This is a genomic window from Prochlorococcus sp. MIT2308 (assembly GCF_059772345.1).
In genome coordinates, this window is sequence record NZ_CM186283.1 from 1,345,357 (window position 1) to 1,371,878 (window position 26,522).

26 protein-coding genes are annotated in these 26,522 nt (G+C 34.6%); 15 read left to right on the forward strand and 11 right to left on the reverse strand.

What is annotated here, in order from left to right:
* The first annotated feature begins 23 nt into the window (after positions 1-23).
* Positions 24-1,481, forward strand: coding sequence for an amidophosphoribosyltransferase (purF, locus tag AC6EIW_RS07715; protein ID WP_498520090.1), 1,458 nt, complete (start codon positions 24-26; stop codon positions 1,479-1,481).
* Here purF and AC6EIW_RS07720 read toward each other — a convergent pair.
* The 3 genes from AC6EIW_RS07720 to queG all read right to left on the reverse strand — a co-directional run bounded on the left by AC6EIW_RS07720 (position 1,478) and on the right by queG (position 5,861).
* Complete coding sequence (locus AC6EIW_RS07720; RefSeq protein WP_498520091.1) at positions 1,478-3,961, reverse strand: DNA gyrase/topoisomerase IV subunit A; 2,484 nt, start codon at positions 3,959-3,961, stop codon at positions 1,478-1,480. The genes purF and AC6EIW_RS07720 overlap by 4 nt on opposite strands.
* Before the next feature lie 83 nt (positions 3,962-4,044).
* The gene (locus tag AC6EIW_RS07725) at positions 4,045-4,914 is read right to left on the reverse strand and encodes a tetratricopeptide repeat protein (RefSeq protein WP_498520092.1); all 870 of its coding nucleotides are present in this window, start codon (positions 4,912-4,914) and stop codon (positions 4,045-4,047) included.
* A 2-nt stretch (positions 4,915-4,916) separates the two neighbouring features.
* Positions 4,917-5,861, reverse strand: a complete 945-nt coding sequence (gene queG / locus AC6EIW_RS07730) for a tRNA epoxyqueuosine(34) reductase QueG (RefSeq protein ID WP_498520093.1) — start codon at positions 5,859-5,861, stop codon at positions 4,917-4,919.
* A 187-nt stretch (positions 5,862-6,048) separates the two neighbouring features.
* Here queG and AC6EIW_RS07735 point away from each other — a divergent pair, with 187 nt between their 5' ends.
* The 6 genes from AC6EIW_RS07735 to AC6EIW_RS07760 all read left to right on the forward strand — a co-directional run bounded on the left by AC6EIW_RS07735 (position 6,049) and on the right by AC6EIW_RS07760 (position 12,456).
* Positions 6,049-6,774 (forward strand): DUF502 domain-containing protein, encoded by a 726-nt coding sequence (locus AC6EIW_RS07735; RefSeq protein ID WP_498461761.1) that lies wholly within the window; start codon positions 6,049-6,051, stop codon positions 6,772-6,774.
* Between the two features lie 20 nt (positions 6,775-6,794).
* Positions 6,795-7,421, forward strand: a complete 627-nt coding sequence (gene nusB / locus AC6EIW_RS07740; RefSeq protein WP_498520094.1) for a transcription antitermination factor NusB — start codon at positions 6,795-6,797, stop codon at positions 7,419-7,421.
* Positions 7,418-8,683 carry a signal recognition particle-docking protein FtsY gene (gene ftsY / locus AC6EIW_RS07745; protein WP_498520095.1) on the forward strand — a complete coding sequence of 422 codons (1,266 nt, stop codon included), beginning with the start codon at positions 7,418-7,420 and terminating at the stop codon, positions 8,681-8,683. The genes nusB and ftsY overlap by 4 nt, the downstream gene beginning before the upstream one ends.
* 103 nt (positions 8,684-8,786) lie before the next feature.
* A complete protein-coding gene (locus AC6EIW_RS07750; RefSeq protein ID WP_498521629.1) occupies positions 8,787-10,136 on the forward strand; it encodes a PP2C family protein-serine/threonine phosphatase in 1,350 nt (449 codons plus the stop codon).
* Between the two features lie 54 nt (positions 10,137-10,190).
* Positions 10,191-11,582: an argininosuccinate lyase gene (gene argH / locus AC6EIW_RS07755; RefSeq protein WP_498520096.1), complete on the forward strand. Its 1,392-nt coding sequence runs from the start codon at positions 10,191-10,193 to the stop codon at positions 11,580-11,582.
* Between the two features lie 127 nt (positions 11,583-11,709).
* Entirely contained in the window at positions 11,710-12,456 is a 747-nt protein-coding gene (locus AC6EIW_RS07760; protein WP_498521630.1) for an RNA recognition motif domain-containing protein, read from the forward strand.
* A 17-nt stretch (positions 12,457-12,473) separates the two neighbouring features.
* Here the strand turns inward: AC6EIW_RS07760 and dusA are convergent, their stop codons facing one another.
* A complete protein-coding gene (dusA, locus tag AC6EIW_RS07765; protein WP_498520097.1) occupies positions 12,474-13,481 on the reverse strand; it encodes a tRNA dihydrouridine(20/20a) synthase DusA in 1,008 nt (335 codons plus the stop codon).
* 89 nt (positions 13,482-13,570) lie between these two features.
* Between dusA and msrB the strand changes: the two genes are divergently transcribed.
* The 5 genes from msrB (at position 13,571) to rsgA (ending at position 17,244) form a co-directional block, all read left to right on the forward strand.
* Positions 13,571-14,038, forward strand: a complete 468-nt coding sequence (msrB, locus tag AC6EIW_RS07770) for a peptide-methionine (R)-S-oxide reductase MsrB (protein WP_498521631.1) — start codon at positions 13,571-13,573, stop codon at positions 14,036-14,038.
* Positions 14,039-14,131: 93 nt separating this feature from the next.
* A complete protein-coding gene (gene grpE, locus AC6EIW_RS07775) occupies positions 14,132-14,896 on the forward strand; it encodes a nucleotide exchange factor GrpE (protein WP_498520098.1) in 765 nt (254 codons plus the stop codon).
* A 44-nt stretch (positions 14,897-14,940) separates the two neighbouring features.
* Positions 14,941-16,071 (forward strand): molecular chaperone DnaJ, encoded by a 1,131-nt coding sequence (gene dnaJ, locus AC6EIW_RS07780; RefSeq protein WP_498520099.1) that lies wholly within the window; start codon positions 14,941-14,943, stop codon positions 16,069-16,071.
* A 2-nt stretch (positions 16,072-16,073) separates the two neighbouring features.
* Complete coding sequence (locus AC6EIW_RS07785) at positions 16,074-16,319, forward strand: sulfurtransferase TusA family protein (RefSeq protein WP_498520100.1); 246 nt, start codon at positions 16,074-16,076, stop codon at positions 16,317-16,319.
* The gene (gene rsgA / locus AC6EIW_RS07790; RefSeq protein ID WP_498520101.1) at positions 16,306-17,244 is read left to right on the forward strand and encodes a ribosome small subunit-dependent GTPase A; all 939 of its coding nucleotides are present in this window, start codon (positions 16,306-16,308) and stop codon (positions 17,242-17,244) included. The genes AC6EIW_RS07785 and rsgA overlap by 14 nt, the downstream gene beginning before the upstream one ends.
* Here rsgA and AC6EIW_RS07795 read toward each other — a convergent pair.
* From AC6EIW_RS07795 to murC, 3 genes are read right to left on the reverse strand one after another with little or no spacing between them, the layout of a single operon-like run.
* Entirely contained in the window at positions 17,213-17,560 is a 348-nt protein-coding gene (locus AC6EIW_RS07795; protein WP_498461772.1) for a YbaB/EbfC family nucleoid-associated protein, read from the reverse strand. The two genes, rsgA and AC6EIW_RS07795, sit on opposite strands and share 32 nt — an antisense overlap.
* A gap of 37 nt (positions 17,561-17,597) precedes the next feature.
* Positions 17,598-18,473: a UDP-N-acetylmuramate dehydrogenase gene (murB, locus tag AC6EIW_RS07800; protein ID WP_498520102.1), complete on the reverse strand. Its 876-nt coding sequence runs from the start codon at positions 18,471-18,473 to the stop codon at positions 17,598-17,600.
* Between the two features lie 3 nt (positions 18,474-18,476).
* Positions 18,477-19,931 carry a UDP-N-acetylmuramate--L-alanine ligase gene (murC, locus tag AC6EIW_RS07805; protein WP_498520103.1) on the reverse strand — a complete coding sequence of 485 codons (1,455 nt, stop codon included), beginning with the start codon at positions 19,929-19,931 and terminating at the stop codon, positions 18,477-18,479.
* Between the two features lie 167 nt (positions 19,932-20,098).
* Here murC and gap point away from each other — a divergent pair, with 167 nt between their 5' ends.
* On the forward strand, positions 20,099-21,121 hold the full coding sequence (gene gap / locus AC6EIW_RS07810) for a type I glyceraldehyde-3-phosphate dehydrogenase (RefSeq protein WP_498520104.1): 1,023 nt from the start codon (positions 20,099-20,101) through the stop codon (positions 21,119-21,121).
* A gap of 16 nt (positions 21,122-21,137) precedes the next feature.
* Here the strand turns inward: gap and thiL are convergent, their stop codons facing one another.
* Positions 21,138-22,121 carry a thiamine-phosphate kinase gene (gene thiL / locus AC6EIW_RS07815; RefSeq protein WP_498520105.1) on the reverse strand — a complete coding sequence of 328 codons (984 nt, stop codon included), beginning with the start codon at positions 22,119-22,121 and terminating at the stop codon, positions 21,138-21,140.
* An 11-nt stretch (positions 22,122-22,132) separates the two neighbouring features.
* Entirely contained in the window at positions 22,133-23,209 is a 1,077-nt protein-coding gene (locus AC6EIW_RS07820) for a peptidylprolyl isomerase (RefSeq protein ID WP_498520106.1), read from the reverse strand.
* Between the two features lie 63 nt (positions 23,210-23,272).
* Between AC6EIW_RS07820 and efp the strand changes: the two genes are divergently transcribed.
* Together efp and accB are read left to right on the forward strand one after the other, a co-directional pair.
* On the forward strand, positions 23,273-23,836 hold the full coding sequence (gene efp, locus AC6EIW_RS07825) for an elongation factor P (RefSeq protein WP_036906095.1): 564 nt from the start codon (positions 23,273-23,275) through the stop codon (positions 23,834-23,836).
* Positions 23,833-24,330 carry an acetyl-CoA carboxylase biotin carboxyl carrier protein gene (gene accB / locus AC6EIW_RS07830; protein WP_498520107.1) on the forward strand — a complete coding sequence of 166 codons (498 nt, stop codon included), beginning with the start codon at positions 23,833-23,835 and terminating at the stop codon, positions 24,328-24,330. The genes efp and accB overlap by 4 nt, the downstream gene beginning before the upstream one ends.
* 9 nt (positions 24,331-24,339) lie before the next feature.
* Here the strand turns inward: accB and pdxA are convergent, their stop codons facing one another.
* Positions 24,340-25,365, reverse strand: coding sequence for a 4-hydroxythreonine-4-phosphate dehydrogenase PdxA (gene pdxA / locus AC6EIW_RS07835; RefSeq protein WP_498520108.1), 1,026 nt, complete (start codon positions 25,363-25,365; stop codon positions 24,340-24,342).
* Positions 25,366-25,539: 174 nt separating this feature from the next.
* A complete protein-coding gene (locus AC6EIW_RS07840) occupies positions 25,540-26,439 on the reverse strand; it encodes an SDR family oxidoreductase (RefSeq protein ID WP_498520109.1) in 900 nt (299 codons plus the stop codon).
* Between the last annotated feature and the right edge of the window lie 83 nt (positions 26,440-26,522).

The window sequence follows — 26,522 nt, forward strand, 5'->3', positions numbered from 1 at the left end:
CTATCTAACCAAGGAATATAATTATGTGTGGAATCGTAGGGGTTGTTTCTTCAGATCAATGCAATCAACAAATTTACGATAGTTTGTTATTGCTTCAGCATAGAGGTCAAGATTCCACAGGTATCGCAACGATGGATGGAAGTGTTTTTCATATTAATAAATCTAAAGGTCAAGTAAGAGAAGCTTATAGAACAAGAGATATGAGAAGCTTGATTGGAAAGGTTGGGTTAGGGCATGTTAGATACGCCACTAAAGGTGCTGCTCATCGAGAAGAGGAGGCGCAACCTTTTTATGTAAATGCTCCATATGGAATAATTCTTGTTCATAATGGCAATTTAACTAATACAAGGGAGTTAGAAAAAGAACTTTTTAAAGTTGACAGGAGGCATACAAATACTTCAAGTGATACTGAAATGTTGTTAAATGTTTTGGCAACAGAACTGAATAGTTCAATAAAAGGAAAAGATATAAACCCAGATGATCTTTTTACTGCTGTACATAGACTTCATGCAAGAGTAGAGGGATCATATGCTTCTATTGCTTTAATAGCAGGTTATGGTCTTTTAGCTTTTAGAGATCCTTTTGGGATTCGTCCCTTGGTAATTGGTAAAAGACTAAAAGAAAACAATAAACCCGAGTGGGTAATCGCTAGCGAATCATTAGTTATTGAAAATAATGATTATCAAATTGTTAGAGATGTTGAACCAGGAGAGGCGATTTTTATTACCTCTGAAGGTGAGTTTTTTTCTAAACAATGTTCAAATCATCCTCAATTATTTCCATGCTCATTTGAATATGTTTATTTAGCTAGACCTGATTCAATTATGAATGGTATTTCTGTATATGAGTCAAGGTTAAGGATGGGAGATCAGCTAGCAGAAACAATAAAAAAACAAATTTCATGCGGCGATGTAGATGTTGTAATGCCCATACCTGATTCTTCTAGACCTGCTGCTATGCAAGTAGCAAGACAGTTAGGAATTGAATATAGAGAGGGGTTTTTTAAAAATCGTTATGTTGGGAGAACTTTTATTATGCCTGGTCAATCATTACGAAAACGTTCTGTTCGTCAGAAGTTAAATGCAATGAGTACTGAATTTAAAAATAAAAATGTTTTGATAGTCGATGATTCCGTCGTTAGAGGAACAACTTCTCAGCAAATTGTTCAAATGGCAAGAAGTGCAGGCGCTAATAAGGTAACTTTTACTTCTGCTGCTCCACCAATTAGATACCCACATGTTTATGGAATTAACATGCCAAGTAGGAATGAATTGATTGCATATAATAGAAATATAAATGAAATAGAAGAGAATTTACTTATTGATAAAATGATTTATCAAGAAGTGGAAGATCTTACTAAGGCTATAATAAATAATTCTAATATTAAGGAATTAGATTTATCTTGTTTTACAGGAAAATATGTTACTGGAACAGTTACCGATGAATATTTACAGTGGGTTGAAAAAACCTCTCTATCTTAGTTTGTTTCAGGTATTATCATTGAAAAAATAGATTTTATAAATTCATTATCATTTAATTCTAGATTTAATCTTTTTTCTTTTTTATAGGAACTATTATCAATTTCATCTTTTTCTAATTTTTTATATCTATCTTTATTTGTTTTGATATAAACGGATTTATTCTTTATAAAACAATTAATTATTCTGTCATTTATTTTTTTATTGTCTTTTAAATTTATACCCATAGTTCCTAACTCTCCTTTTTGAGATACTTTTATTTCTTTTGTTTTGTGCTTAATGAAATAACCTTTGCTAGTTATTAAAACCAAGTCTTCAATCTGTTTTTCTGGAATATTTATAGCTTCAATGATATTTTCTCCTGGGAATAATTTTATTATATTGGTACCTTGAGCTAATTTTCCCATAAAGGGATAGTTTTTTTCCGTTATTTTTATTTTTATAATTCTGCCAATATTACTTATTATATATAAATAGCTATCTTCTTCACAAAGTAAACAAGATTTTAGTGTAATATTGCTTTTTAACTTTACAACCGTAGTCGATCTATTAGATATTTCGGTGATCTCATCAATTGAAACTCTTTTAAATTTTCCATCACTACTTATTAATCCTAAACTTATATTTTTTTGTTCTGGTAGCGGAATAAGATTAATTATTTCATCATTTTCTAATCCTGCAGGCAAAAAGTGTTCTAATGGACCAGGTTTTTGTCCTGCAAATTCCCATTTAAGAAGACCTATTTTACCTAGTCGACTTACAGCTAATATCTTTGGTTCATTAATAATAGGCCACATTAGCTTCGACGGTAGAATATCTTGCCTGTCTTGATTACTTTCTTTTAATTTTAATTTTTTAATTGTTATGGATGGGATTATTTTTATTTCATTATTTGATTGAATAATTATTTCAGAATCTATAGGTAATTGTTTTAGAGCATTTATTCTTTGAAGCTCTTTATTTGGTCTTTGATTCGCAAGTCTTTCTGCAATTAGTGCATCACCGCCTTCTATTAACTTTGTCTTTCTATCACCTCCAAACTTTTTTTTAAGTTCTTTAAGTTCTTTAATAAGTACTTTTAGCAATTTTTCTCTATCATTGATAATTGATTCAAGATTCTCTCTTTTATTTTTTAAGTCTTCTATCTCTTTTTTTAATGAATTCTTTTCAAGACTCGTAATCTTTTTTAATGGCATACTTAAGATTCCATCAGCTTGTCTTTCATTTATCTTTAGGTTATTAATTAAATTATTTTTAGCTTCAACTGCATCTTTAGATTTTTCAATTAAATTTATTATTTCTCTAAGATTATTAATTGCTTGGATTAGAGCTTCAACGATTTCTTGTCTATTTTTAATATTTTTTAGTAAAAATTTACTTCTAAGTAAAATAGTATTTTCTCTAAATTCTAAGAAATTATCTAATAATTTTCTTAATGTTAGTTGTACTGGTTGACCATTAACTAATGCAAGCAAAATAGCTCCAAAATTACTTTGTAAAGAAGTTTTTTGATATAAAAAATCTAGGATTTTTTCAGGATCAGAATCTCTTTTTATTTCTACAAGAATTCTCATTCCATCTCTATCACTTTCATCTCTAATATCAGCTATTCCAGAAATTTTTCCATTATTTACTAAGTCAGCTAATTTTTCAATCCAAGAAGCTTTGTTTAGTTGATATGGAAGTTCAGTAATGACAATGCCACTTCTTTTGTGTTTTCCTTTTCCAGGATTAATTTCTTCAATATGAGCAATACCTCTCATGGTTATACTTCCCCTTCCTTTTGCGTAAGTTTCTTTTATTCCATTACTTATTAAGATTTCTCCGCCTGTCGGAAAGTCGGGTCCTGGGATAAGTTCTAATAATTTTTTTTCGCTCAAGGAAGGGTTTTTTATGATCGCTATTAGACCTTCTATCACTTCGTTTAAATTATGAGGAGGAATGCTAGTAGCCATTCCAACTGCAATTCCAGCACTCCCATTTAAAAGTAAGAATGGTAATTGAGCTGGTAAAACATCTGGCTCTTGTTGAGACCCATCAAAATTGGGAGAAAAATCAACAGTTTCTTGATCTATTTCACTTAAAATTGCATCGTTAGATATTTGTGCTAGTCGAGTTTCTGTATATCTCATTGCAGCCGGTGGATCGTCATCAATTGATCCAAAGTTTCCGTGACCATCAAGAATTGGGTACCTTGAACTAAAAATTTGTACTTGTCTTACAAGAGCATCGTAAACGGCTTGATCACCATGGGGATGATATTTACCAAGAACGTCTCCAACTACACGAGCACATTTTCTATAAGGCCTATCAGGAGTCAGACCTAATTCGTGCATTGCAAAAAGAATTCTTCTTTGAACAGGCTTTAATCCGTCTCTCGCGTCTGGCAATGCTCTTCCAACGATTACGCTCATTGCGTATTCGAGATAAGAACGCTGCATTTCTTGATGCAACGATATTGGTTTCAGGCGTTCCTTGGCCATCTCTGAGTTTGTAAGAGGCCTAAATTTCTTTATTTAGGCTACTAACTAATCTGTTAAAAACCAGTTTTTTGTTAAACATTAATTTATTGGGTTTTTTCTTTGGCTTCTTTAACTGCTTTTTTCATTTCTTCCATTTTAAATAAAAGTTGTGCTGATTTTTGTAATTTCTTACCCCATAATTGCTTTGCTTGATAGTCTTTTGAAACATATTGAGGATTAGATTTTAAAGCATTTTTTGCCAAGTTCAATGATTCGACAGAGCTACTATTTGAAGAAAATAATGCTATTGCTAAAGCTAGCATTGGCTCTGCATTATTACTAATTTTTAGTGCTGATTTAAATTTTAATATAGCTTCTTTTGAATTATTTAATTCATATAAGACAAGACCTTCATTGTTAATAGATTGCCAAAAATTTGAATTAATTCTTGAAGATATTTTAAAAGCAACTAAAGCTGATTTATAATTATTTAGCATTATTTCTGCGTTGCCTAGTTGAAAATAACCTCTCTCATTTTTTGTATTGATGGATAAGCCTTTTTTTATATTAAATTTGGCTTTTTCTGGATTTTTTAAATCCATATATATATATGCTTTTCTGAAATATATACTTTCTTCTTTTGGTTTTAACTTAAGTGCTTTATTTAATGATGATAGTGCTTGATACTCTCTATTTGCTAGAACTTGCGCTTCTGCAAGACTTGTCCAGAGTTCAATTTCTTTAGGATTTAATTTAACGGCAAGTTTTAACAGTTTAATTGCTTCATTGTTTTGCCCAAACCGAATTAGTTGTATAGCTGTCTTACCTAATTGTATCGATGTAGATTTTAGTTCTTTTTGATTTGGCTCGTTAATTCTAGGAATAAATGCATTCGATGATCTAGTTATAATAGAGGATTCAAATATAACTAAACAAATTAGAAAATAATAAATTCTTGGAAAGTAATTTTTCATTTTTACTGATTATTTGAGATTGAATTTATATTTCTACGCCACATCCATGGTTTAATTCGTTTTAATGCTGATTTGTTTAAAGCTTCTTTCCACTTTGAATCACTCCAAGATAATGCATCCTTTCTGTTTATATTCATAATCCATTCAGATGGTTGTAGATCTGGTTCAGTGGTATTTGGGATATTTTTCTGATTCCATGGGCATACTTCCTGACAAATATCACAACCTGCAATCCAATTTCCCATATTGTTAATTATATTTTCTGGCAATTTTTTTTCTCTGTTTTCCAAGGTGTGATATGCCAAGCACTTATTTGCATTAACAACAAAGGGTTCTTCAATCGCTTTGGTTGGGCATGCATCAATACATTTTTCACATTCGCCGCATATTGGTTGTGAAGGTATGTCAGCTTCCAAAATTTCAGTAGATAAAAGATGACCTATGAACATCCAAGAGCCAATTTTAGAATTAATTATATTGCTATGTTTTCCAATCCACCCAATTCCAGCTTCTTCAGCCCATGCTTTGTCTAAAAAAGCATTCGTATCAACGCATATTTTCCATTTAGAGTCTGGTCTCTCTTTTTCTAAAAATAGAGCGATTTTTTTTAATTTTTTTTCAATAATTTTGTGATAATCGTTTCCCCATCCATATCTGGCAATGGATATGTCTTTAGGTGTTTTGTCAGTCTCAATATAGTAATTAAGTCCAACAGCAAGAATACTTTTTACTCCTTTAAGCATATTTTCAACATTCTTTCTTCTTGGGTTTTTCATCCATTCCATTTTTGCTTGATGTCCAGCTTGTAGCCATCTTTCTAAGGCTGCCGTTCGAAGGTTTAATCTTGAAGATCCTGGAACTTTTGCAATCCCTACTGCATCAAAGCCTTCTTTTAAAGCCTCCTCTTTAATTTTTTTTGTTAGAGCAATCGATTTCTTCGTTTTCACAAGCAGCTTTTTGAGAATAATTTTTTTACCTTTACTGAAAAGGTTTTCCAGGCAAATGCGACTTTATATGGGCCCTCAAATGCTTTCTTTTAATGTTTTATTTCTATTAATAGCTTAAATTATTTAATTAATGCACTGAATTTGGTTAGATTGTATATATATACATTGTTCGGACTCTCTTTATTTGGTGCAGTCCTCCTCTCCAAAGGAAGACCTGACTCTTGGCTCTAGGCTTCAGCAGGATCTTAAAAATGACCTCATAGCTGGTCTGTTGGTGGTTATTCCTTTAGCCACCACTATTTGGCTGTCTACGATTGTCAGCCGTTTTGTTTTGGCAATATTAACTTCGATACCAAAACAATTAAATCCCTTTATTACTCTTAATCCTTTATTGCAAGATCTAATTAATCTTGCGTTGGGCTTAACTGTCCCACTTTTGGGTATTTTATTGATAGGCTTAATGGCTAGGAACTTTGTAGGGAGATGGTTGCTTGAGTTTGGGGAAGGGACGCTTTCTCGAATACCTCTTGCGGGATCAGTTTATAAAACTCTCAAACAATTGTTAGAAACTTTTCTTAGAGATAATTCAACAAGATTCCGCAGAGTTGTTTTAGTTGAATATCCCCGTGAAGGCTTATTTAGTGTTGGTTTTGTCACAGGAATTGTTGGACCATCTCTTCAAACTGAACCAGATCAACCCTTATTAAGTGTTTTTATACCCACAGCTCCTAACCCTACAACTGGCTGGTACACCTTGGTTCCAGAAGGATCTGTTAAGGACTTAGATATATCTGTTGAAGATGCATTTAGAACAATTATTTCTGCTGGAATTGTAAATCCTGATGATAGGAACAATTCTACAAATACTTCTTTTTCTAGTTTGTTTTCTCAATTAAGAGCTTCATCTTCTTAAAGTATTTTTCAATTATAGATATGCAATTAAAATCAATTTCTAGAGAATTAGCTCTTTTGCTTCTCGGACAAATAAACAAAAAATATACTAAAAACCTCAATGTTGAAAGTCTACTTAGTCAAGCGATCGAATCTTTAACCCAGCATTGGCGTGAGCAACTAGATTTATGTGCGTCAAAATTAGAAAAAGCTAATCAGGAATTATTAGATAGTGAATTTCAAGAAGATGCAGGTTTGTTGAAAAATTGTCGTAATCATTTAAAAATTTGCCTAATTGACTCTGAGAGTATACTTAATTGTTTATCTGAAAGTATCGAATTACCAAGATTAATAGCTCTAGTTGATCAAAAAGAAATACGTGAGCTAGCTCTTAAGCGAGTTTATAAAGTTATTGATAAGCAAGAAGAGATTGATAAGAATCTTGATAGCGTCATGGAAGGTTGGCGTTTTAAAAGATTACCTAGAATTGATAGAGATATTTTGAGATTGGCATTGGTAGATTTGATTGATTTTAATACTCCTACCGCTGTTACATGTAATGAGGCTGTAAATCTAGCTAACCGATATAGCGATGAACAAGGCCGAAGAATGATTAATGGAGTTTTAAGAAATCTTCAAAATTCTAATTTAATACTTACCACGAAATGAAAGACGATTTTTCTCAGGAAGTAACAGCCTCTTTTGATAATGATAAAAGAGAGGATTCTCAACCTGCTGTAGATGAGTCTTTAGATTGGGCAAAACAAGCTTATTTACAACTTAAACAAAAACAAAAAGAGCAGAAAGAATTACTTCAAAAAGAAATTACTAAAAAAGACAAACCTAAATTAGATATTTTAGCTGTAGATAATTCTCAAGAAATTAAAGATTTAAGAGAAGAAGATGAGCCTGAACTAGGCGATTTTGATGATACTTTTACTTGGTCAGCGGAAATTTTAGCTGCACAAGGTAAAAAAATTAATCAATTTTCATTAGATGAAATTGATTGGCTTAGTAGGCTAAAACAAGGATTAGAAAAAACTCGTAAAGGTTTTGTTACAGATTTACTAGATAAATTAGGCGATGATCCACTGACGCCTGAAGTCCTTGATGATTTAGAAACTCTTTTACTTAGATCAGATGCGGGAGTTTCTGCTACTGATCAAATTTTAGATTCTTTAAGAAGGAAGTTAAACGAGGAAGTCGTTGAAGCTTCTGAAGGTTTGCGTTTTTTAAAAGAACAATTAGTTAATATTTTAGAAAAGCCAATAAAAGATAGTGGTGTTAATTTACTTTCTCCGAAAAAAGGTTTTTTGAATATTTGGATGTTAGTTGGTGTTAATGGTGTTGGTAAAACAACGACCCTTGGCAAATTAGCAAGTGTTGCAAAAAGAAGTGGTTTTTCTGCAATGATTGCTGCTGCAGATACTTTTAGAGCTGCAGCGGTTCAACAAGTAAAAGTATGGGGTACGAGAACAGGGGTTGAGGTAATTGCAAACGAATCTAAAAATGCTGATCCAGCATCGGTAGTTTTTGATGCTATTGGAGCATGTAAATCAAAGAATGTCGATTTATTATTGGTTGATACCGCAGGAAGATTACAAACGAAAAATAATTTAATGGAGGAATTAAAAAAAATTCGAAAAATTATTACCAAACTTGCTCCTACAGCAAATGTTGAATCTTTACTAGTTCTTGATTCTAGTCAAGGTCAAAATGGACTTAAGCAGGCTTTAGCGTTTGCTGAGTCAGCAGAATTAACTGGCGTAATACTTACAAAACTCGATGGATCTTCCAGAGGCGGAGTTGCGATGGCTGTTGCATCAGAAGCGAAACTTCCTGTCAGATTTATAGGTGCTGGCGAGAAGATTAGGGACTTACGACCATTTAACAGCTTTGAATTTATTGAGGCACTTTTAACTGTTCGATGAGGTCTAGAAATTTTTGGTACATGTTGCTAAATTTTAATTTCTTTGTTGCTGGAGAATAGTGAAAGAAAATTCTCCGATTTCAGAAAAAAAGTATTTTCATTCAATTAACTCTTTATCAAGTGATGCGTCTAAGTCGCTGACAGATTTAGTTAATAGTCTTTCTCAAGAGCAAGTCTTTAATCAAGACTTATTGCTTTCATTAAGCTTCGCTCTGCGTAGTTTCACTAATTTACAGCGCTTTCTTGAACTTATTCCACTTTTTGTGACTCAATTAGTTGGTGTCAAATGGGCAATTTTAATTCCTTTTCAAGATAACGGCAGTCTTTGGTGCGAACAATTGCAAATGTTTCCAACTGATCAAGATCCTGAACTGATTAGAAAATTATTTCTTTTAGAAGAAGGAAAAAAACCGGGTTTTGGGATGGAGGAAAAGAATATTGCAATATTGGATCGATTGGTTCAAAGATATTTTGATTCTTGTAATTTTATTGCTACACCAATAGTTTCTCGGGGCAGAAATAGAGGTCGATTGTACGTAATTGATAAAAAAGAGATTATTTTTGGCAGTAATGTTCATCGAAAACATATTCAAATAGTTGCTGATTTAACTGGAGTTGCGATAGAAAATGATGTCATATTTCAGGTAATTAGAAATCATGAAAAAGTTGATAGACAAATAAGTACTGGGGCTGAAATCCAATCACAATTATTACCTGATCAATGTCCAATAATTGATGGGGTTGAATTAGCTGCCTGTTGTAGGCCTGCCTTTCAAGTAGGTGGTGATTATTACGATTTTATGCCTACTCGTCCAGACTTGAATGCAGCTGCAAAATCTAGTGGTCGATGGGCTTTTGTAATTGGTGATGTTATGGGTAAAGGCGTACCTGCCGGATTGTTGATGACTATGTTGCGAGGAATGCTTCGAGCAGAAGTTTTAACAGGATTACCCCCTGATTCTATTTTGCATGATTTAAATCAATTAGCTCTTGAAGATCTAACGCAATCACATAGGTTTGTAACTTTGTTTTATTCGGATTTTGATGCGCAATCGAGAAAACTGCGTTTTGCTAATGCAGCACATAATCCTCCATTGCTTTGGAGTGCTAAGTCACAATCAATCAATCGATTGGATGCTCCTGGCCTATTAATAGGTCTTCAACCTGAAGCTGAATATGGATGTGGAGAGATTGTTCTTCAGCCTGGAGATGTTCTTCTTTATTACACCGATGGCGTTACTGATGCACCTGGTATATCAGGTGAACGTTTTGACGAAAATCGTTTGATAACTTTTTTAGATAAATTCGCTAGAGAGGGATTAGGTGCTAAAAAAATACTGAATAAACTTTTTGAAAGATTAGATGCGTTTGTTGGTGTGAGTGATCATCATCTTGAAGATGATGCATCAATGGTGGTTTTAAAAGTCAATGAAGATCAACGGTTCCTGAATTAACTTGGTAAACCTCCTGACAATTGCTAAGACTCTTGCTTTATTTGTATTAGTAATTTGGAAAATGCATTGAGCAAAACTTGGAGCGATAGATTTGACAAAGGACTAAATCCTTTTATAGAAAAATTTAATGCTTCAATTGAGTTTGATATTAATTTATTAGAGGAAGATTTGGATGGATCAATTGCTCATGCACGCATGCTTGGAATTCAAGGGATAATTACTAAGGAGGAGGCTACTAAATTAGAAAATGGTCTTCAACAAATTAGAAAGGAGGCATCTAATGGTTTGTTTCAACCTGTTATTTCTGATGAAGATGTACATTTTGCAGTAGAAAAAAAATTAATAGATTTGATAGGTCCACTTGGGAAAAAACTTCATACTGGTCGTAGTCGTAATGATCAAGTTGGAACAGATCTCAGATTATGGTTGAGAAAGCGTATTGATGAAATTGATATGGATTTGGAGCGTCTTCAGAAAGCTCTTTTTTTATTAGCAGAGCAAAATCTTCAAACACTTATTCCTGGCTATACGCATTTACAAAGAGCACAACCTTTGTCATTAGCGCATCACTTATTGGCATATGTTGAGATGGCACAAAGAGATAGAAATAGATTAATAGATGTAAGAAAACGAGTTAATATTTCACCATTGGGAGCAGCTGCTTTGGCAGGAACTTCTATTGCAATAGATAGAAAGATTACTTCTTCGGAATTACAATTTCAAGATATTTATTCTAATAGTTTAGATGCTGTCAGTGATAGAGATTTTGTCGTAGAGTTTTTAGGAGCCTCATCATTAATTATGGCTCATCTAAGTAGATTATCTGAGGAAGTTATTTTATGGGCGTCTGAAGAATTTGCATTTATTCAACTAACAGATCGATGTGCTACTGGTAGTAGTCTTATGCCCCAAAAAAAGAATCCTGACGTTCCAGAACTAGTTCGAGGAAAATCAGGGAGAGTCTTTGGGCATTTACAAGCGATGCTTACGATGATTAAAGGGTTACCGTTAGCATATAATAAAGATTTTCAGGAAGATAAAGAAGCAATCTTTGATAGCGTTAAAACTGTTAAGAATTCGTTAGTTGCAACATCAATTTTATTCGAAGAAGGTTTAATTTTTAGAAAAGAAATACTTAATCGAGCTGTTTTATCGGATTTTTCCAATGCTACAGATGTTGCCGATTATTTAGTGGCTAAAGAGATACCATTTCGAGAGGCTTATCAATTAGTTGGGCGAATTGTAAAGACTTCCATAGAGCAAGGAGTTTTATTAAAAGATATCCCTTTGGAAACATGGAAAACATTTCATAAATTTTTTGAAAAAGATATTTTTGAAAAGCTATTGCCTTCAAGTGTGGTTGAGTCACGTTTGAGTGATGGTGGGACTGGTTTTGAAAGAGTTCAAGAGCAGCTTGTTTTGTGGCGGGAAAAATTATTTAAGTAAAAAAATTGTTTTAAATCTATTTGAGGGCTTTCGGTATTAAAGTGGGCAATGATAACTCATTTTAGAGTTATTAATTTTGGCTATTCATAGCCTATTAGTTACATTTTATTTTCAGTCCAATTTTCAAGTGAGTATTTTTGTCGGCAACTTACCCTTCCGCGCTGAGCAGGAAGATGTCATTGAATTGTTTTCTCCTTTTGGGGAGGTGGCAAATTGTTCTTTACCTTTAGAACGAGATACAGGACGCAAAAGAGGTTTTGCTTTTGTTGAGATGGCTGATGAAGCAGTTGAAGCTTCAGCAATTGAATCTCTACAGGGTGCTGAGCTCATGGGCCGTCCTTTAAGAATCAACAAAGCTGAACCCAGAGGCAGTGCTCCCAGAAGAGGCGGCGGTGGCGGTTATGGCGGTGGCGGCTACGGCGGTGGCGGTTACGGCGGTGGCGGCCAAGGTGGCGGTTACGGCGGTGGCGGCTACGGCGGTGGCGGTCAAGGTGGCGGTTACGGCGGTGGCGGCTACGGCGGTGGCGGTCAAGGTGGCGGTTACGGCGGTGGCGGCTACGGTGGTGGCGGTCAAGGTGGCGGTTACGGCGGTGGCGGCTACGGCGGTGGCGGCCAAGCTGGCGGTTACGGCGGTGGCGGCTACGGCGGTGGCGGTCAAGGTGGCGGTTACGGCGGTGGCGGCTACGGCGGTGGCGGTCAAGATCAATCAGCTCAAGATAGACCTTCTGGAGCTAAAGGTTGGGAAGACCGTAGTCATGGAAATGCTTCTCAAGATGCTAATGGCTTTGATCAAGGTCGCAGTAGAAGAAGAAGAGGAGCTTCGCCTGAAGGGGCAGATGAGACAACTGCAGATTATGGCGGCGCAGAATCTTAAAGATTTTGTTCCTTTTTTTAATGCCCAGCATCTTCAAGTTGCTGGGCAATTTTTTTTAAAATAGAAACGTCAGCTTTATTATTTTGACATTTTTCGCTTAACTCTTGTCTCAATATTTTTGCATTTGGTATGTTTTCTATCAGGTTTAGGATGTGTTTAGCTATGTGCCAAAGACGTCCATCATTTTCTAAATGTTTTTGAGCAAAAGGGATAGTTTTTATTATTATTTTTGATCTAGAAAAATGTTCTTCTTGTTGTCCGAAAATCATCGAATCTATTTTAGTCCACATGAATGGACGTGAGTATGCTGCTCTCCCTATCATTGCTCCATCAAATACTTTGAGAGTTTTAATACAATCATCTATTTTATTTATTCCACCGTTAAGTTCGATAATTAATTCAGGCCTGTTTTTTTTTAATTTTTCAACTCTTTCATATTGAAGGGGTGGAATTGTTCGATTTTCTTTTGGATTTAATCCGTTTAGCCAAGCTTTTCTTGCATGAACAATAAATCTGTCTGCTCCTGCAATTGAACAAATATCAACAAATTGCATAAGGTATTCATCATTATCGAGGTTATCAATACCAAGTCTATGTTTCACTGTTATGGGGATATTGCATGATTTTTTCATTTTTTCTATGCAATTTGCGACTATTTTTGGTCTTCCCATTAGACAAGCCCCAAAGTTGCCAGATTTGACTTTTGAACTTGGGCATCCAATATTTAAATTAATTTCGTCATATCCCCAATCTTCTGCTATTTGAGCTGCCTCAGCTAAAACTTTCGGATTGTCTCCTCCCAGTTGTATGGCAATTGGATGCTCAATTTCATCAAAATCTAATAATTTATTTCTATGTTTACTGTAATGAAGTGCTTGCGCGACAATCATTTCTGTATAAAAAAGAGATTTTTTTGTGATTTGACGCATGAGAACACGAAAATGCCTATCTGTGCAATCCATCATTGGAGCAATACTTAATCTGTAATTAGCGAATTCATTTGTTTTGCAAGAGTTGGAAATCATTTTTTATGAATGAATTTTTTCAACTTTTAGAGAATATATTTTATTAATATTGGTTCAATTGAAAAATTTCTTTGAACCGTAGATTTTTAATGATTGGATTCTTGAATACTCTCTTTGGTTTTATTATCAAACCAAAAAGTGCTTTTGCTTCCTCTAAACCTATGGATAACTATAAAACTCTAACGGAAGCAGAATGGGAAACTCGTTTACCCAAAGAAGCTTTTTACGTTTTACGCAAGGAAGGAACCGAGAGACCATTCTCAAGTCCTTTAAATGATGAGAAAAGGAAAGGAGTTTTTCTTTGTGCAGGATGTGGACTCGCTTTATTTTCTTCAAAAACAAAGTTTGACAGTGGAACAGGTTGGCCAAGTTTTTTCGATCACTTACCGGATGCAATAGAGACAAAAACAGACTTCAAATTAATTGTCCCAAGAACTGAATATCACTGTCGACGATGTGGTGGGCATCAAGGGCATGTTTTTAATGATGGTCCAAGGCCAACTGGTAAGCGATATTGCAATAATGGTGTCGCTCTTGCGTTTGAAGTTGATTCGTAAATGATTTTCTTTTCTATTTAATAGGTGTGGGCTTCCGTAGCTTGTACAAAAAACCCTTTGCTATCAACATGGTTAATTAGCTGTTCGAATTATATGAATTCTGACGTGTCCTCTTCCGAACATGAATTATCACAAGATGATTCCAACGAAAACTCTGCAAGTTCTAATACGAATCATGAATCAACCCAGCAAGTTGAGGTTTCTGATAATCCGGAAGTAAAGCCTGAATTGAATACTGATTCAGTAGAAGCAACACACGAACAAATTTCAAATAACTCTGATTCAAATATTAAAGTTCCAGATACTGAAGCAAGATTGCAGCAATTAGAAAAAGAGCATGAAACTTTAAATAGCCAATATATGAGAATAGCTGCTGACTTTGATAACTTCCGAAAGCGTCAGACGCGTGATCAAGATGATCTAAAAATTCAACTTACATGCACTACTCTTAGTGAAATACTTCCTGTTGTTGATAATTTTGAAAGAGCAAGACAGCAATTAAACCCTGAGGGCGAAGAAGCGCAAGCATTGCATAGAAGTTATCAAGGACTTTATAAGCAACTAGTTGAAGTTCTTAAGCAACTAGGTGTTGCTCCCATGCGTGTCGTTGATCAGCCTTTTGATCCTTCTTTGCATGAGGCTGTTATGAGAGAGCCTAGTGATGAAAAGGCTGAGGATATTGTGATTGAAGAATTACAAAGGGGCTATCACTTGAATGGTCGTGTTTTAAGGCATGCTTTGGTCAAAGTTTCTATGGGACCAGGACCAAAAGCAGCTAATCAAGAGACTCCTGACAAGAGTGCTGAAAATCAAGAACAAAGTCAATCTTCAGAAGACTTACCCAAAGATGAGAATTAACTACATGATTATCGAAATGGAATTGAATTTGTTTAAATGAACTAATGGCTGATTTTTACGATCTATTGGGTGTCAGCAGAGATGCTGATGCTGACACTTTAAAAAGAGCTTATAGACAGCAAGCTCGGAAATATCACCCTGATGTGAACAAAGAACCAGGCGCAGAGGATAAGTTCAAAGAAATAGGTAAAGCATATGAAGTTTTAAGTGATTCTCAAAAGCGAGCTCGTTACGACCAATTTGGAGAAGCTGGAATTGGTGGGGCCGCTGGTATGCCGGACATGGGAGATATGGGCGGCTTTGCAGATTTGTTTGAGACTTTTTTTAATGGCTTTGGTGGCCCTGGTTCTCAAGGAGGTTCTCGCCCTCAAAGACGGGGACCTCAACAGGGAGATGATTTACGTTATGACCTAACGATTGATTTTGACAAAGCTATTTTTGGACAAGAAAAAGAGATCACGGTTCCTCATTTAGAAACTTGCGATATTTGCAGAGGGACTGGGGCTAAGAAAGGAATTGGTCCTGTTACTTGTTCTACATGTAGTGGTGCAGGTCAAGTAAGAAGAGCTACTCGTACACCCTTTGGAAGTTTTACCCAAGTCGCTGAATGTCCAACTTGTGGTGGCACGGGACAAGTGATAAAAGATCCTTGTAATACTTGTGGAGGGAAAGGGGTTAAACAAGTAAGAAAGAAATTAAAAATTAATATTCCTGCTGGAGTTGATAGCGGAACACGTTTAAGAGTTTCAGGAGAGGGTAATGCTGGATTAAAGGGCGGTCCCTCTGGAGATCTGTATGTCTTCTTAAAGGTTAGAAATCATCCTTCTTTAAAGAGAGATGGATTGACAATTTTATCTGATGTTAATATTAGTTACCTTCAGGCAATTTTAGGTGATACTATTGAAATAGATACTGTAGATGGCTCGACTAAATTACAAATTCCAGCAGGAACACAACCTAACTCTGTTTTGAATTTAGAAAACAAAGGAGTGCCAAAACTAGGTAATCCTGTTGCTAGAGGTAATCACCAAGTAACAGTAAAGATAAAATTACCTACAAAATTATCAGATTCTGAAAGAAATTTATTAGAAGAGTTAGCTGGGCATTACTCTGCACGGGGACCTCAACATCATTATCATAAAAGCGGTTTATTTAGTAAGTTGTTTGGAAAATAATAGTGGAAAAAAATAATGTTATTGATCATTATTTAGATTTGTGTGGCCTTACTTGTCCAGTCAATTTTGTTAAATGCTGTTTGGTGTTAGAAAACTTATCTTCTAATCAAATTTTAAAAGTAGACCTTGATATAGGCGAATCTGAAACTAGCGTGATTAATGGTTTACAAGAGAAGGGTTATAAAGTAAAGATATTGAATAAAGATTCTAAAAAAGTGACTTTAATAATATCGAGTGAAGAAAAATAAATCTAAGAATTTAAAAGGTATTGTTGTTGCACTTAAGGCAAATTTTTTAATTGTAGAAATTGACTATAAAGATTTTAAAGATGAGTTTTTTGATCAATTTCATAAAAAAATTAGACTTTTATGCACAAGAAGACGCAAATTAGATTATCACGGGCTATTTATAGATGTAGGTGACATAGTTTTTGTGGAGTCTGTAGACTATAAAAATAAAAGAGCAGTAATTTCTGAAGTTGAGCAGAGAAAAAGCTTTTTAAAACGTCCCGCCGTGGCAAACGTTACATTAGTTTCTATTTGTATCTCAGTTGATGAGCCTTTATTTGATATGGAGCAAGCAAGCCGTTTTTTATTAACAGCTGAATGTGTAAACATAAAGCCTTTGGTAGTTTTAACAAAAATAGATTTAATTACAAAAAATGATCTGATGTTATATATAAATCAATTAAAATCTTGGGGTTATGATTGTATACCAGTATCTATTCATACTTCTCAGGGTATTGATTCATTAATAGAACGATTTAGAAAAACAAAATTAACTGTTCTTGTTGGGCCATCTGGAGTAGGAAAGACAAGTTTAATTAATCAATTCATCCCAACCGTTTCATTACCAACATCATCTGTGTCCAAAAAATTAAAGAGAGGTACCCATACGACAAGACATGTCGAACTTTTTGCTATTGGAAATGGATCACTTCTTGCTGATACTCCAGGGTTTAATCGTCCAGAAATTATATGCGAGCCATCTGAGTTTGCTTATTTGTTTCCTGAGTTTCGAACTCAGTTAAGTAAGTCAAAATGCAAGTTCCGTAATTGTTTGCATAGAGATGAGCCTGGTTGTGTAATCAATAAAGATCTTGAAAGATATCCTTTTTATCGTGAGAATCTTGAGGAAATGATTAATCCTCATCTCCCATACCAGGCAGGTTAAGCTTGAATCCCCCGGTTAAATCTTCCATTCGCTCTTTCATAGTTGAAGTTGAAACTTCGTGAGCGGATTTCATAGCATCTAATATTGCTTCTTCGACTATTGCTCTTTCCTCAGAAAGAAGAGATTGATCAATTTCTACGCGTAAAGGTTTTTGATTTCCTGACATCCATATTTTTGCCCGATTGTCATTATTCGTTCCTTCTATTTCCATAACTTCAAGTTCCTCTTGAAGTTTCTGAGCATTCTGCTGAATTTGTTGAGCTTTTTTGAAAGCTTCAGTGAGTTGTCCAAAATTTGGTAGTCCGAATCCAGCCATGAGAATTTCCTATTGTTATTGATTTTAGGGTTTAAATTTAAAAGCCACATTGTTTGACTTCTGTTTCTAACAAGATTCCATAAGAATTAAACACCCTTTTTTGAATGTATTTGATCAACTCTCTGACGTCACAAGAAGAAGCATTGTTTGCATTAATTATAAAATTTGAATGTATTTTGGATATTTCAGCTCCACCACAACGAAACCCTTTTAGACCAAGTTCTTCAATTAATTTTGCAGCTTTTAAAGGTTCTGGATTTCGAAAAACACTTCCGCATGTTTGGGATTTATAAGGTTGAGTTCGTAATCTATGATTTAGGTTTTCATTAGTAACTTGTCGAATTATTTCTGTTTGACCTGACACCAACTTGAGTTGGGCTGATAAGACAATCAAGTTTTCATTTTGAAGCAGACTGTGTCGATAGCCAAAATTTAGATCCTTTCCTTTGATCATTCTGTATTCTCCTTTCAAAGACAATGTTGTAATACTTTCGAGATAGTCTGATATGCAATGTTCTTGTGCTCCTGCATTCATAACTACTGCTCCACCAATTGTGCCTGGTATCCCTACAGCCCACTCAAGTCCATGAAGTCCATTTGCAGCAGCTTTTCTGGCCAACGTAGGAAGCATTTCACCGCCAAGGACATCGATAATTCCATTGTTTTTATCAATATGTATGCCTTTGAAATTACGCATACATAAACTTAAACCTTTAATTCCTTTGTCGTTAATTAGAAGATTTGATCCAGCACCAAAAATGTTGCAGGGAATTTTTTTCTTATTTATCCAATTAATTAGATATTTAATTTCTTCGATATTTTTCGGTTGAGCAATCCATTCTGCAGGACCACCTATTCGCCAAGTAGTAAAATTTGATAATGAAATATTTTTTTCTAATTGAATACAATTCATTTATCAAGCAGCTAAATTATTTTTTATTGACTTATTATTGATTAATTTTAAAAATAGACTGGAACATATCATATTAATATCTCCTGCACCCATAATTAAAATCAAATCTTTTTCTAGAGTATTTTCTTTTATTAGTTTTAGCAGATCTTGATTATTATCTGGAGTATATATTTCTAGGTTTGGTTTTAATTTTCTTAACTCATTTCCAATAGTCTTATTATTTATTCCTTCGATTTGATCTTCTCCAGCAGAGTAGATAGGTGTTATTAAAACTAAATCGGATTTACTTAAACTTTCTGCAAATTTTTTTTGAAATTTTTTAGTTCTACTATACCTATGAGGTTGAAATATTGATACTATTCTTTCAGGTAGAATTTCGGAGAAATTATTTTTTGTATTTCTCATAGTAGAAGCAATTGATATTGCAGCATCAATTTCACTAGGGTGATGAGCATAATCTTCTACAATTAATCTGTTTTTCCATAAACCTCTATAGTCAAATCTTCTTGAGGGAAGTTGTAAATATTCAATTACTTTTTTTATATCTCTAAAAAGAATTCCAGCTACTCTACACGCAGCAATTGCACCTACTGCATTACTTAAATTGTGTATGCCGGGAATAGGTACATTGACTAGATCGATAAATTTTTCTTTTTCATAATATTCTGCAATAATTTCACATCCATTAGATTCTTTTGGAATTAGTGCAAAATCCATATCATTAGTTTCTTTAATTGAAAACCATTGAGAAGCTTTTATATTATTTTTGAGGTTTTGGCAGTCATAATTTGCAATTAAGTAATCAGAATTTTCTGCAAATTTTTTCATAGTTTTTATTACATCTTCTAGATCTTGATAATGATCAACATGCTCGAGCTCTACATTTGTGATAATGCCAATATTAGAATTAAAGTTCACTAATGATCCATCTGATTCATCTGCTTCTGCTACTAATATTTCACTATTACTAACGTTGTAATTTTTATTATATAGAGGAACAATACCACCAATTACAGCAGTGGGATCTTTTTTTAAAATTGAAAGAATAGTTGTTATGTAAGTACTTGTGGTTGTTTTACCGTGAGAACCTGAAATAACTATAGATTTCTTTTGATCGATTAAGAATTTTAGTATTTCTGAACGATGTTTTATTTGTAACTTACATTCTTTAGCTTTTTTTAATTCGAGATTTTCAGGACGGATTGCAGAGCTGATTACAACTAAAATATGTTTATTTTTTTTCTCAATAATCTTATCAATATTTGATTCTTTTTGAGTGTTAAATATAATTACATCATTATTAGCCAATTCTTTCAAAATATGGCTACTTTTTATGTCAGACCCTGATATGGAATATCCATTTTTAGCAAGAATCATTGCTAGGGCAGACATGCCAATGCCTCCAATTCCAATGAAATGGATATGAGGAGGTAAGACTCGTAACTTCTTCAATTTCACTTTGGTGTCGAGTGAAAGATAACTCTTCATCTTTCAAAAGGCACATTTTTTTAAGAATTCGAGTGATTTTGTACTTTTTTATTTGCTTAAGGCATCGTATTTTTCAAAATGCTCATCGTTCTGTATGATCAGCGCCCAGTAGCTTATGCGGTTTAACCGTTTTAGAAATGACTTTGCGTGTTGCGATTAATGGATTCGGAAGAATTGGACGCAATTTTATGCGTTGTTGGCTCAGTAGGGGTGCGAATACAAATATTGAGGTGGTTGGAATCAACGTTACTTCTGATCCAAAAACCTGTGCTCACCTACTTAAATACGACTCTATTCTCGGTGCAATAAATGATGCTGAAATCTCACATACCGACGATACATTTGAAATTAATGGTAAAACTATTAAATGTTATTCGGATAGAAACCCATTAAATCTTCCTTGGAAAGAGTGGGGTGTTGATCTAGTTATTGAGTCAACAGGTGTATTTAATACAGATGTTGGAGCTAGTAAGCATTTACAGGTAGGAGCTAAGAAAGTCATTCTTACTGCTCCTGGAAAAGGTGACGGTGTTGGAACATATGTGGTTGGTGTCAATGCTGATCAATATTCTCATGGAGATTTTGATATTCTCAGCAATGCAAGTTGCACTACAAACTGTCTAGCTCCAATAGTGAAAGTTTTAGATCAAAAGTTAGGAATAAATAAAGGTTTAATGACTACAATTCACAGCTACACCGGAGATCAAAGAATATTAGATAATGCCCATCGTGACTTGCGAAGAGCAAGAGCTGCCGCAATGAATTTGGTTCCTACGTCAACAGGTGCAGCTAAAGCTGTAGCTCTTGTTTATCCAGAAATGAAAGGAAAGCTTACAGGTATTGCTATGCGTGTACCAACACCGAATGTTTCTGCAGTTGATTTGGTTTTTGAATCAAGTCGTAAAACCAGTGCTGAAGAAGTAAATGCATTGTTGAAAACTGCCTCAGAGGGTGAAATGAAAGGAATAATCAAATATGGAGATTTGCCTTTGGTTTCCTCTGATTATGCTGGAACTAATGAATCAACTATTGTTGATGAAGCATTAACTATGTGTATAGATGACAACATGGTCAAAGTTTTAGCTTGGTATGACAACGAGTGGGGTTACAGCCAAAGGGTTGTTGACTTGGCTGAAATTGTTGCTCAAAAATGGAATTAAAACTTTAGCTCTATTGCTAAAAATGTTGAAATAGACTGGATTCCTCAGTATTAATTGGTTCTAAGTTATCCCAGGAAATATTTGGTTTACCTTCTTTTATAAACCCAATAATATGGGCAGAATCCAATTCTTTAGAAAAAGCTTCTGCCCATTCTCTAGGAAGAGTAACTATCAATTCATAGTCTTCCCCCCCCTTTAGCATCCATTCATCCCAAAGTGAATCTTTTGGCCAATCAGGGTCTCGAAGAATAGAACTTTTTGACAAAATTGCTTGGCAATTACTGCTTTGGCAAATTCCTCTTATTGATTCAATGAGTCCGTCGCTGCTATCGGTTCCTGCAGCTCTCCAACTCAATGATTTAGGTTTGCACTCTTTTAATGCTTTGAGTGCCTTTAAAGCCGGATAAGGGCGTTTGTGTGCGTTAATGGCTTTATTAGTAAGGTTTGAACTTATTGAGATTTCGCTTGGTAGTTGCTCTGATGTTAAAAGTGCTAAACCTAATCTACTCAATCCATGGAATCCAGTGTTGACAATATAATCCCCTGGTAAAGCATTTCCTCTATGCAATCTGGGAGGCTGCATTTCTCCAATTGCAGTAATTGAAATCATTTTTGTTTCTCCACAAGAGCAATCTCCACCAATTATTTCTCCTCCGAATTCTTGCATCGCTTCACGCATTCCTTCGTATAGGTGTTCTACCCATTGCCACCGTGTGTTTGCTGGTAAAACAAGTCCAACGCTAAAGGAAATTATGTTGTCTGAGCCACTGCAAATTAGATCAGAAATATTTGTGGTAATACATTTCCAGCCAATTTCTTTGGCATTAGATATTTCTTCAGAAAAATGAATTTTATCTACAAGTAAATCAGTATTAATCAATAAATTTTTATTAATTAAATTTATTTCTGCGACATCATCATCTATCTGAGCAGATCGCATAAATCTTTTTAAACGATTAAGTAATTCTATTTCACCTAAATCTTTAATTGTTGTTGTCACTTTGTTTAAAATTAAGCTTTGAGTTTTAGATTTTCTGAACCATTTAATACTTGAATTGAGATAATTTTGTCATCTACTCCAAGTTTACTCAAAATTTCAGAACCTTCTATTACGTAGCCGAAAGCTGCGTTTCTTCCATCAATAAGATTTCGCCCAGCTGGATTTAATTCAGCTTCATATAAGAAAAAGAAAAACTGAGATGAACCATCATTTAAATCTGTATCAGAGTGCGCCCATCCAAGTGTTCCTAAAGTTGCAAATGGAAGAACTGGGGTTTCAGTGTAAAGGCCTACTTCTTCAAAAGTTTCGCCATAAAGTGTATCTTCGAAATTAGGTGTTCTTATTTCTAATGGAACTTTTCTCAACTCATTATTATCAGGGTCTATGTATCCAATCGCTTCTCCTTTAGGATCTCCAGTTTGAAGAATAAAAAATTCTTCAGCTCTATTAATTGGTAAACCATCGTAAAAACCTTTCAAGGAAAGATCTATAAATGCACCAGCGGTTAGAGGAGCATTATATCCATCAATAATTGCGCTCATATTTCCTTTTGATGTTTTTATTTCTACATTTGCTCTACCTAAAAGTCTTGGTAGATTGTCATATTCACTAGGTATTTTATATGGAAATTCATTAGTGATTAAAAGAGATTCTAAATCATCAATTGTTTTTAAACTTTCACGTCGGACGTTAAGAAATGAGACTTTATCCTTTTCGTTTGTAATTTGTCCTAAGTCATCAAGTTCTTCTTTCAATTTTGAGAGCAGATTAACTGCTTTTTCTCTATTTTCCTCTGGTATTGAGTCAAGAATTTGATTTTTTCTATTGCTTACCAAGAATTGACTTCTCGAGGTGGCTTTGCTGATAGCTGACCATCTACTTCCTCGAAGATCGTCGCTGGTATCTTCCAGTTTGTTTTGTAATTCACGTAATTCTTTTTGGTCAATCGGTAAAGAATTTCTTAATATTGCATATGGATCTTTGAGTCGATTACCATTTGGAAGGCTTGCAGCAGCAGGTTCAATCCATGGAGAGCTCAAAGAAAATAGGATTGTTACCAGGGCAAGAATGCAAATCTTTTTTGCCATGTTAATTCTATGTTTTGCATGACTTTGGCACAGACTTATGATCGATTGGTATCTTTTGTGTGAATGATTTCAAGTAACGACTTTCGCACTGGCACTACGATCGAGTTAGACGGTGCAGTTTGGCGTGTAATCGAATTCTTACATGTCAAGCCTGGCAAGGGTTCTGCGTTTGTTAGGACTAAATTGAAAGCTGTTGTGAGCGGTAGTGTTGTTGAAAAGACTTTTAGAGCTGGCGAAATGGTTCCGCAAGCTCTTCTGGAAAAATCAAAGTTGCAACACACATACATGGATGGAGATGATTTTGTATTTATGGATATGACTTCTTATGAAGAAACACGCCTAACAGCTAAACAAATTGGTGAAAGTAGGAAATATCTAAAGGAGGGTATGGAGGTTAATGTAGTGTCTTGGAATGAAAAACCTCTTGAAGTTGAATTGCCCAACTCAGTTGTTTTAGAAATAAAAGAAACTGATCCAGGGGTAAAAGGTGACACTGCTTCGGGAGGTACAAAGCCTGCAATCTTGGAAACAGGAGCCCAAGTTATGGTCCCATTATTTATTTCAATTGGTGAGAAAATTCGAGTAGATACTCGAAATGACAGTTATCTAGGCCGAGAAACACAATGACAATGAATCTTGATCACGAAGAGCTACATCGCTTGTTGGCAACTTTAGCTGAGAGCGATATTCAAGAGTTTCGACTTGAGGGACAAGACTTTTACTTGGAGGTAAAACGTAATTTAGGAACTTCCTCGGATTCTATTATTTCTCAAAAGAAACAGGCATTAGAAGAGAGTGATTCACCACCACCTCAACGTAAAATTGAGGCTTCTGCAGTTCCAAGTACTCCTCCTCCTTCTGTCCCTGGCTCTCGCTCTGATTTGGTTGAAGTGACTGCTCCTATGGTTGGTACCTTTTATCGTGCACCAGGCCCAGAAGAACCCCCTTTTGTGGAAATTGGATCAAGAATTAGTGTTGGACAAGCTGTTTGTATTCTTGAGGCTATGAAATTAATGAATGAATTAGAGTCAGAGGTGAGTGGTGAAGTGATTGAAATTCTCGTTGAAAATGGAACACCAGTTGAGTTTGGTCAAGTTTTAATGAGATTAAAACCTGTATAAAAGTTTTACTTATCTAGAAAGAAGCCAGGCGTTATTAATTGCAGCAACCATACTTGCGTCTCTTGCCTTGAACTTACCTGCAATATCAAGAGCAGTTCCATGATCTGGAGATGTTCTCACAAAAGGTATTCCAAGAGTTGTATTAACAGCTTCATCAAAAGCAATCAGCTTGACTGGTATGAGACCTTGATCATGATATAAAGCAAGAATTCCATCAGGTGCATTATTTTCATTTGAGGCGCGATTCCATGCATCTGCTGATGAAATCCAACAGCTATCTGGAGGTATAGGTCCAATAACTTTGATGCCGGGATTGTCTATTTTCCACTCATTCAAGGTAGGAATTATTAATTTTTGTTCTTCTATTCCAATTTTTCCTTCTTCTCCTGCGTGAGGATTTAAGCCTGCTACATGGATTAATGGTTTTTTTGTGAACTTACGACAAAAATTCAACAAATCATCTAATTTATATCTAATTAACTCTTTGGTTAAATTATTATTTATTTTATTAAGAGAAATATGTGTTGTAGCTAATAAAGTATTAAACCTCCAACCATTATTTGGTGAAATTGCTGTAAATAGCATGGATGTCTTCTTATTAGTTAATTTACCTAATAATTCAGTTTGACCTGCAAATTCATGCCCTGCTTTATGCCATGCGATTTTTGAGATAGGTGCTGTAACCAGAGCTTTAGCTTTACCTTCCAGAATGATATTTGTCGCTTTGACAAGCCATTTAAAACTTGCTGATCCAGTGTTTTCATCAACTACTCCTGGAATAATTTCTTTTTCTAAAGGAATATCAATAATATCAAGTTCCTTAGGGTCAGTAATATTATGTATTCCCTTATTGATTAGCTGAATATATGTTTGATAAATATTTTTTTTACATCCTACAAGTAAAGGCTGTATATTTTGATTTAAGTATTTAGAGCCAAGCGCTTTTAGCGTTATTTCAGTTCCTATTCCTGCGGGATCACCCAAAGAAATAATAATAGTATTTTCGTTTATTTTTGGTGTTTGATTCCTTTTCATGTTGCGATGTGATTTTGATTTTTTATCTTACGTAAATCATTTAATAATGATAGGGCTTTTGATGAATCTAAGTATATTTTTGATATTCGAAATAGTTTATTGACTCAGGTAATTCATCAAAATTAAGTGTTTTATGAAAAGAATGGAAAGTAAAGATTATTATCACTTTAAAAACTATTCATTCATTTTTAATTTAGAGAAACAATTTTTTAGACCAGATTTGAAATCTGGATAAATCAGAGAATATCCTAGCTTTTTACACAAAAGCTTGTTATCAACTTTTCGATTTTCTTGCCAAAAAGATAGCGCCATTGGACTCATCTCTTTTTTTGCAATTTCAAAAGGAATTGCTAATGGAACAGATTTTTTGGCTATTTTTGCTGCGAAATTAATTACTTCAAGATTATTGCTTGGTAAGTTATCAGCTACATTTATCACTAATGGATTCTTCCCTTGAGCATAGAGATTTATTAAAAATAATACAGATCCAGCAATATCATCGACATGAATTCTTGAAAAAACTTGACCGGGCTTATCTATCATTTTTGTTGTTCCCTTAAATAGACTGTCAAAGGCAGACCTTCCAGGCCCGTAAATACCTGGCAATCTAAGAATTTGAAGAGGAAGCTTGGTTTCTATCCATTGTTTTTCACATGTAAATCTACGAATACTTCTTTCCTGTTGAGGATTAGGAGGAGTATTTTCATCTACCCATCCTCCTTTAGTATCCCCATATACTCCAGTAGTTGATAAATAGCCAACCCATTTTAAATTTTTTGAGTTTTGTAATTGAGTTTTGAGTTTAAGTAGAACTGGATCTTCACCATTCAATAAAGGAGGTATGCAACTCAATACATGTGTTGCTCCTTCGAGAATTTCATTTGATAATTGTTTTTCTGTATTGAATATGAAATCAGCTCCTTGGCTTTCTTTCCTTCTTCTGCTGCACAAAACCTTTACCCCTAAACGTCTTGCTAAAATTGCAATTCTTTGTCCACTAAAGCCGCCTCCAAATATGATTAATTTTGATTTAGGCGGTAGAGGATCAAACCTCTTGACAATATTCTGATTCATTAGTACAAATGTATTATGTTGTTATTTGGCAATGATTGCTTCTTCTTTTAAGCCTAGTCTGAATTCCATAAATGGTGCTAGCA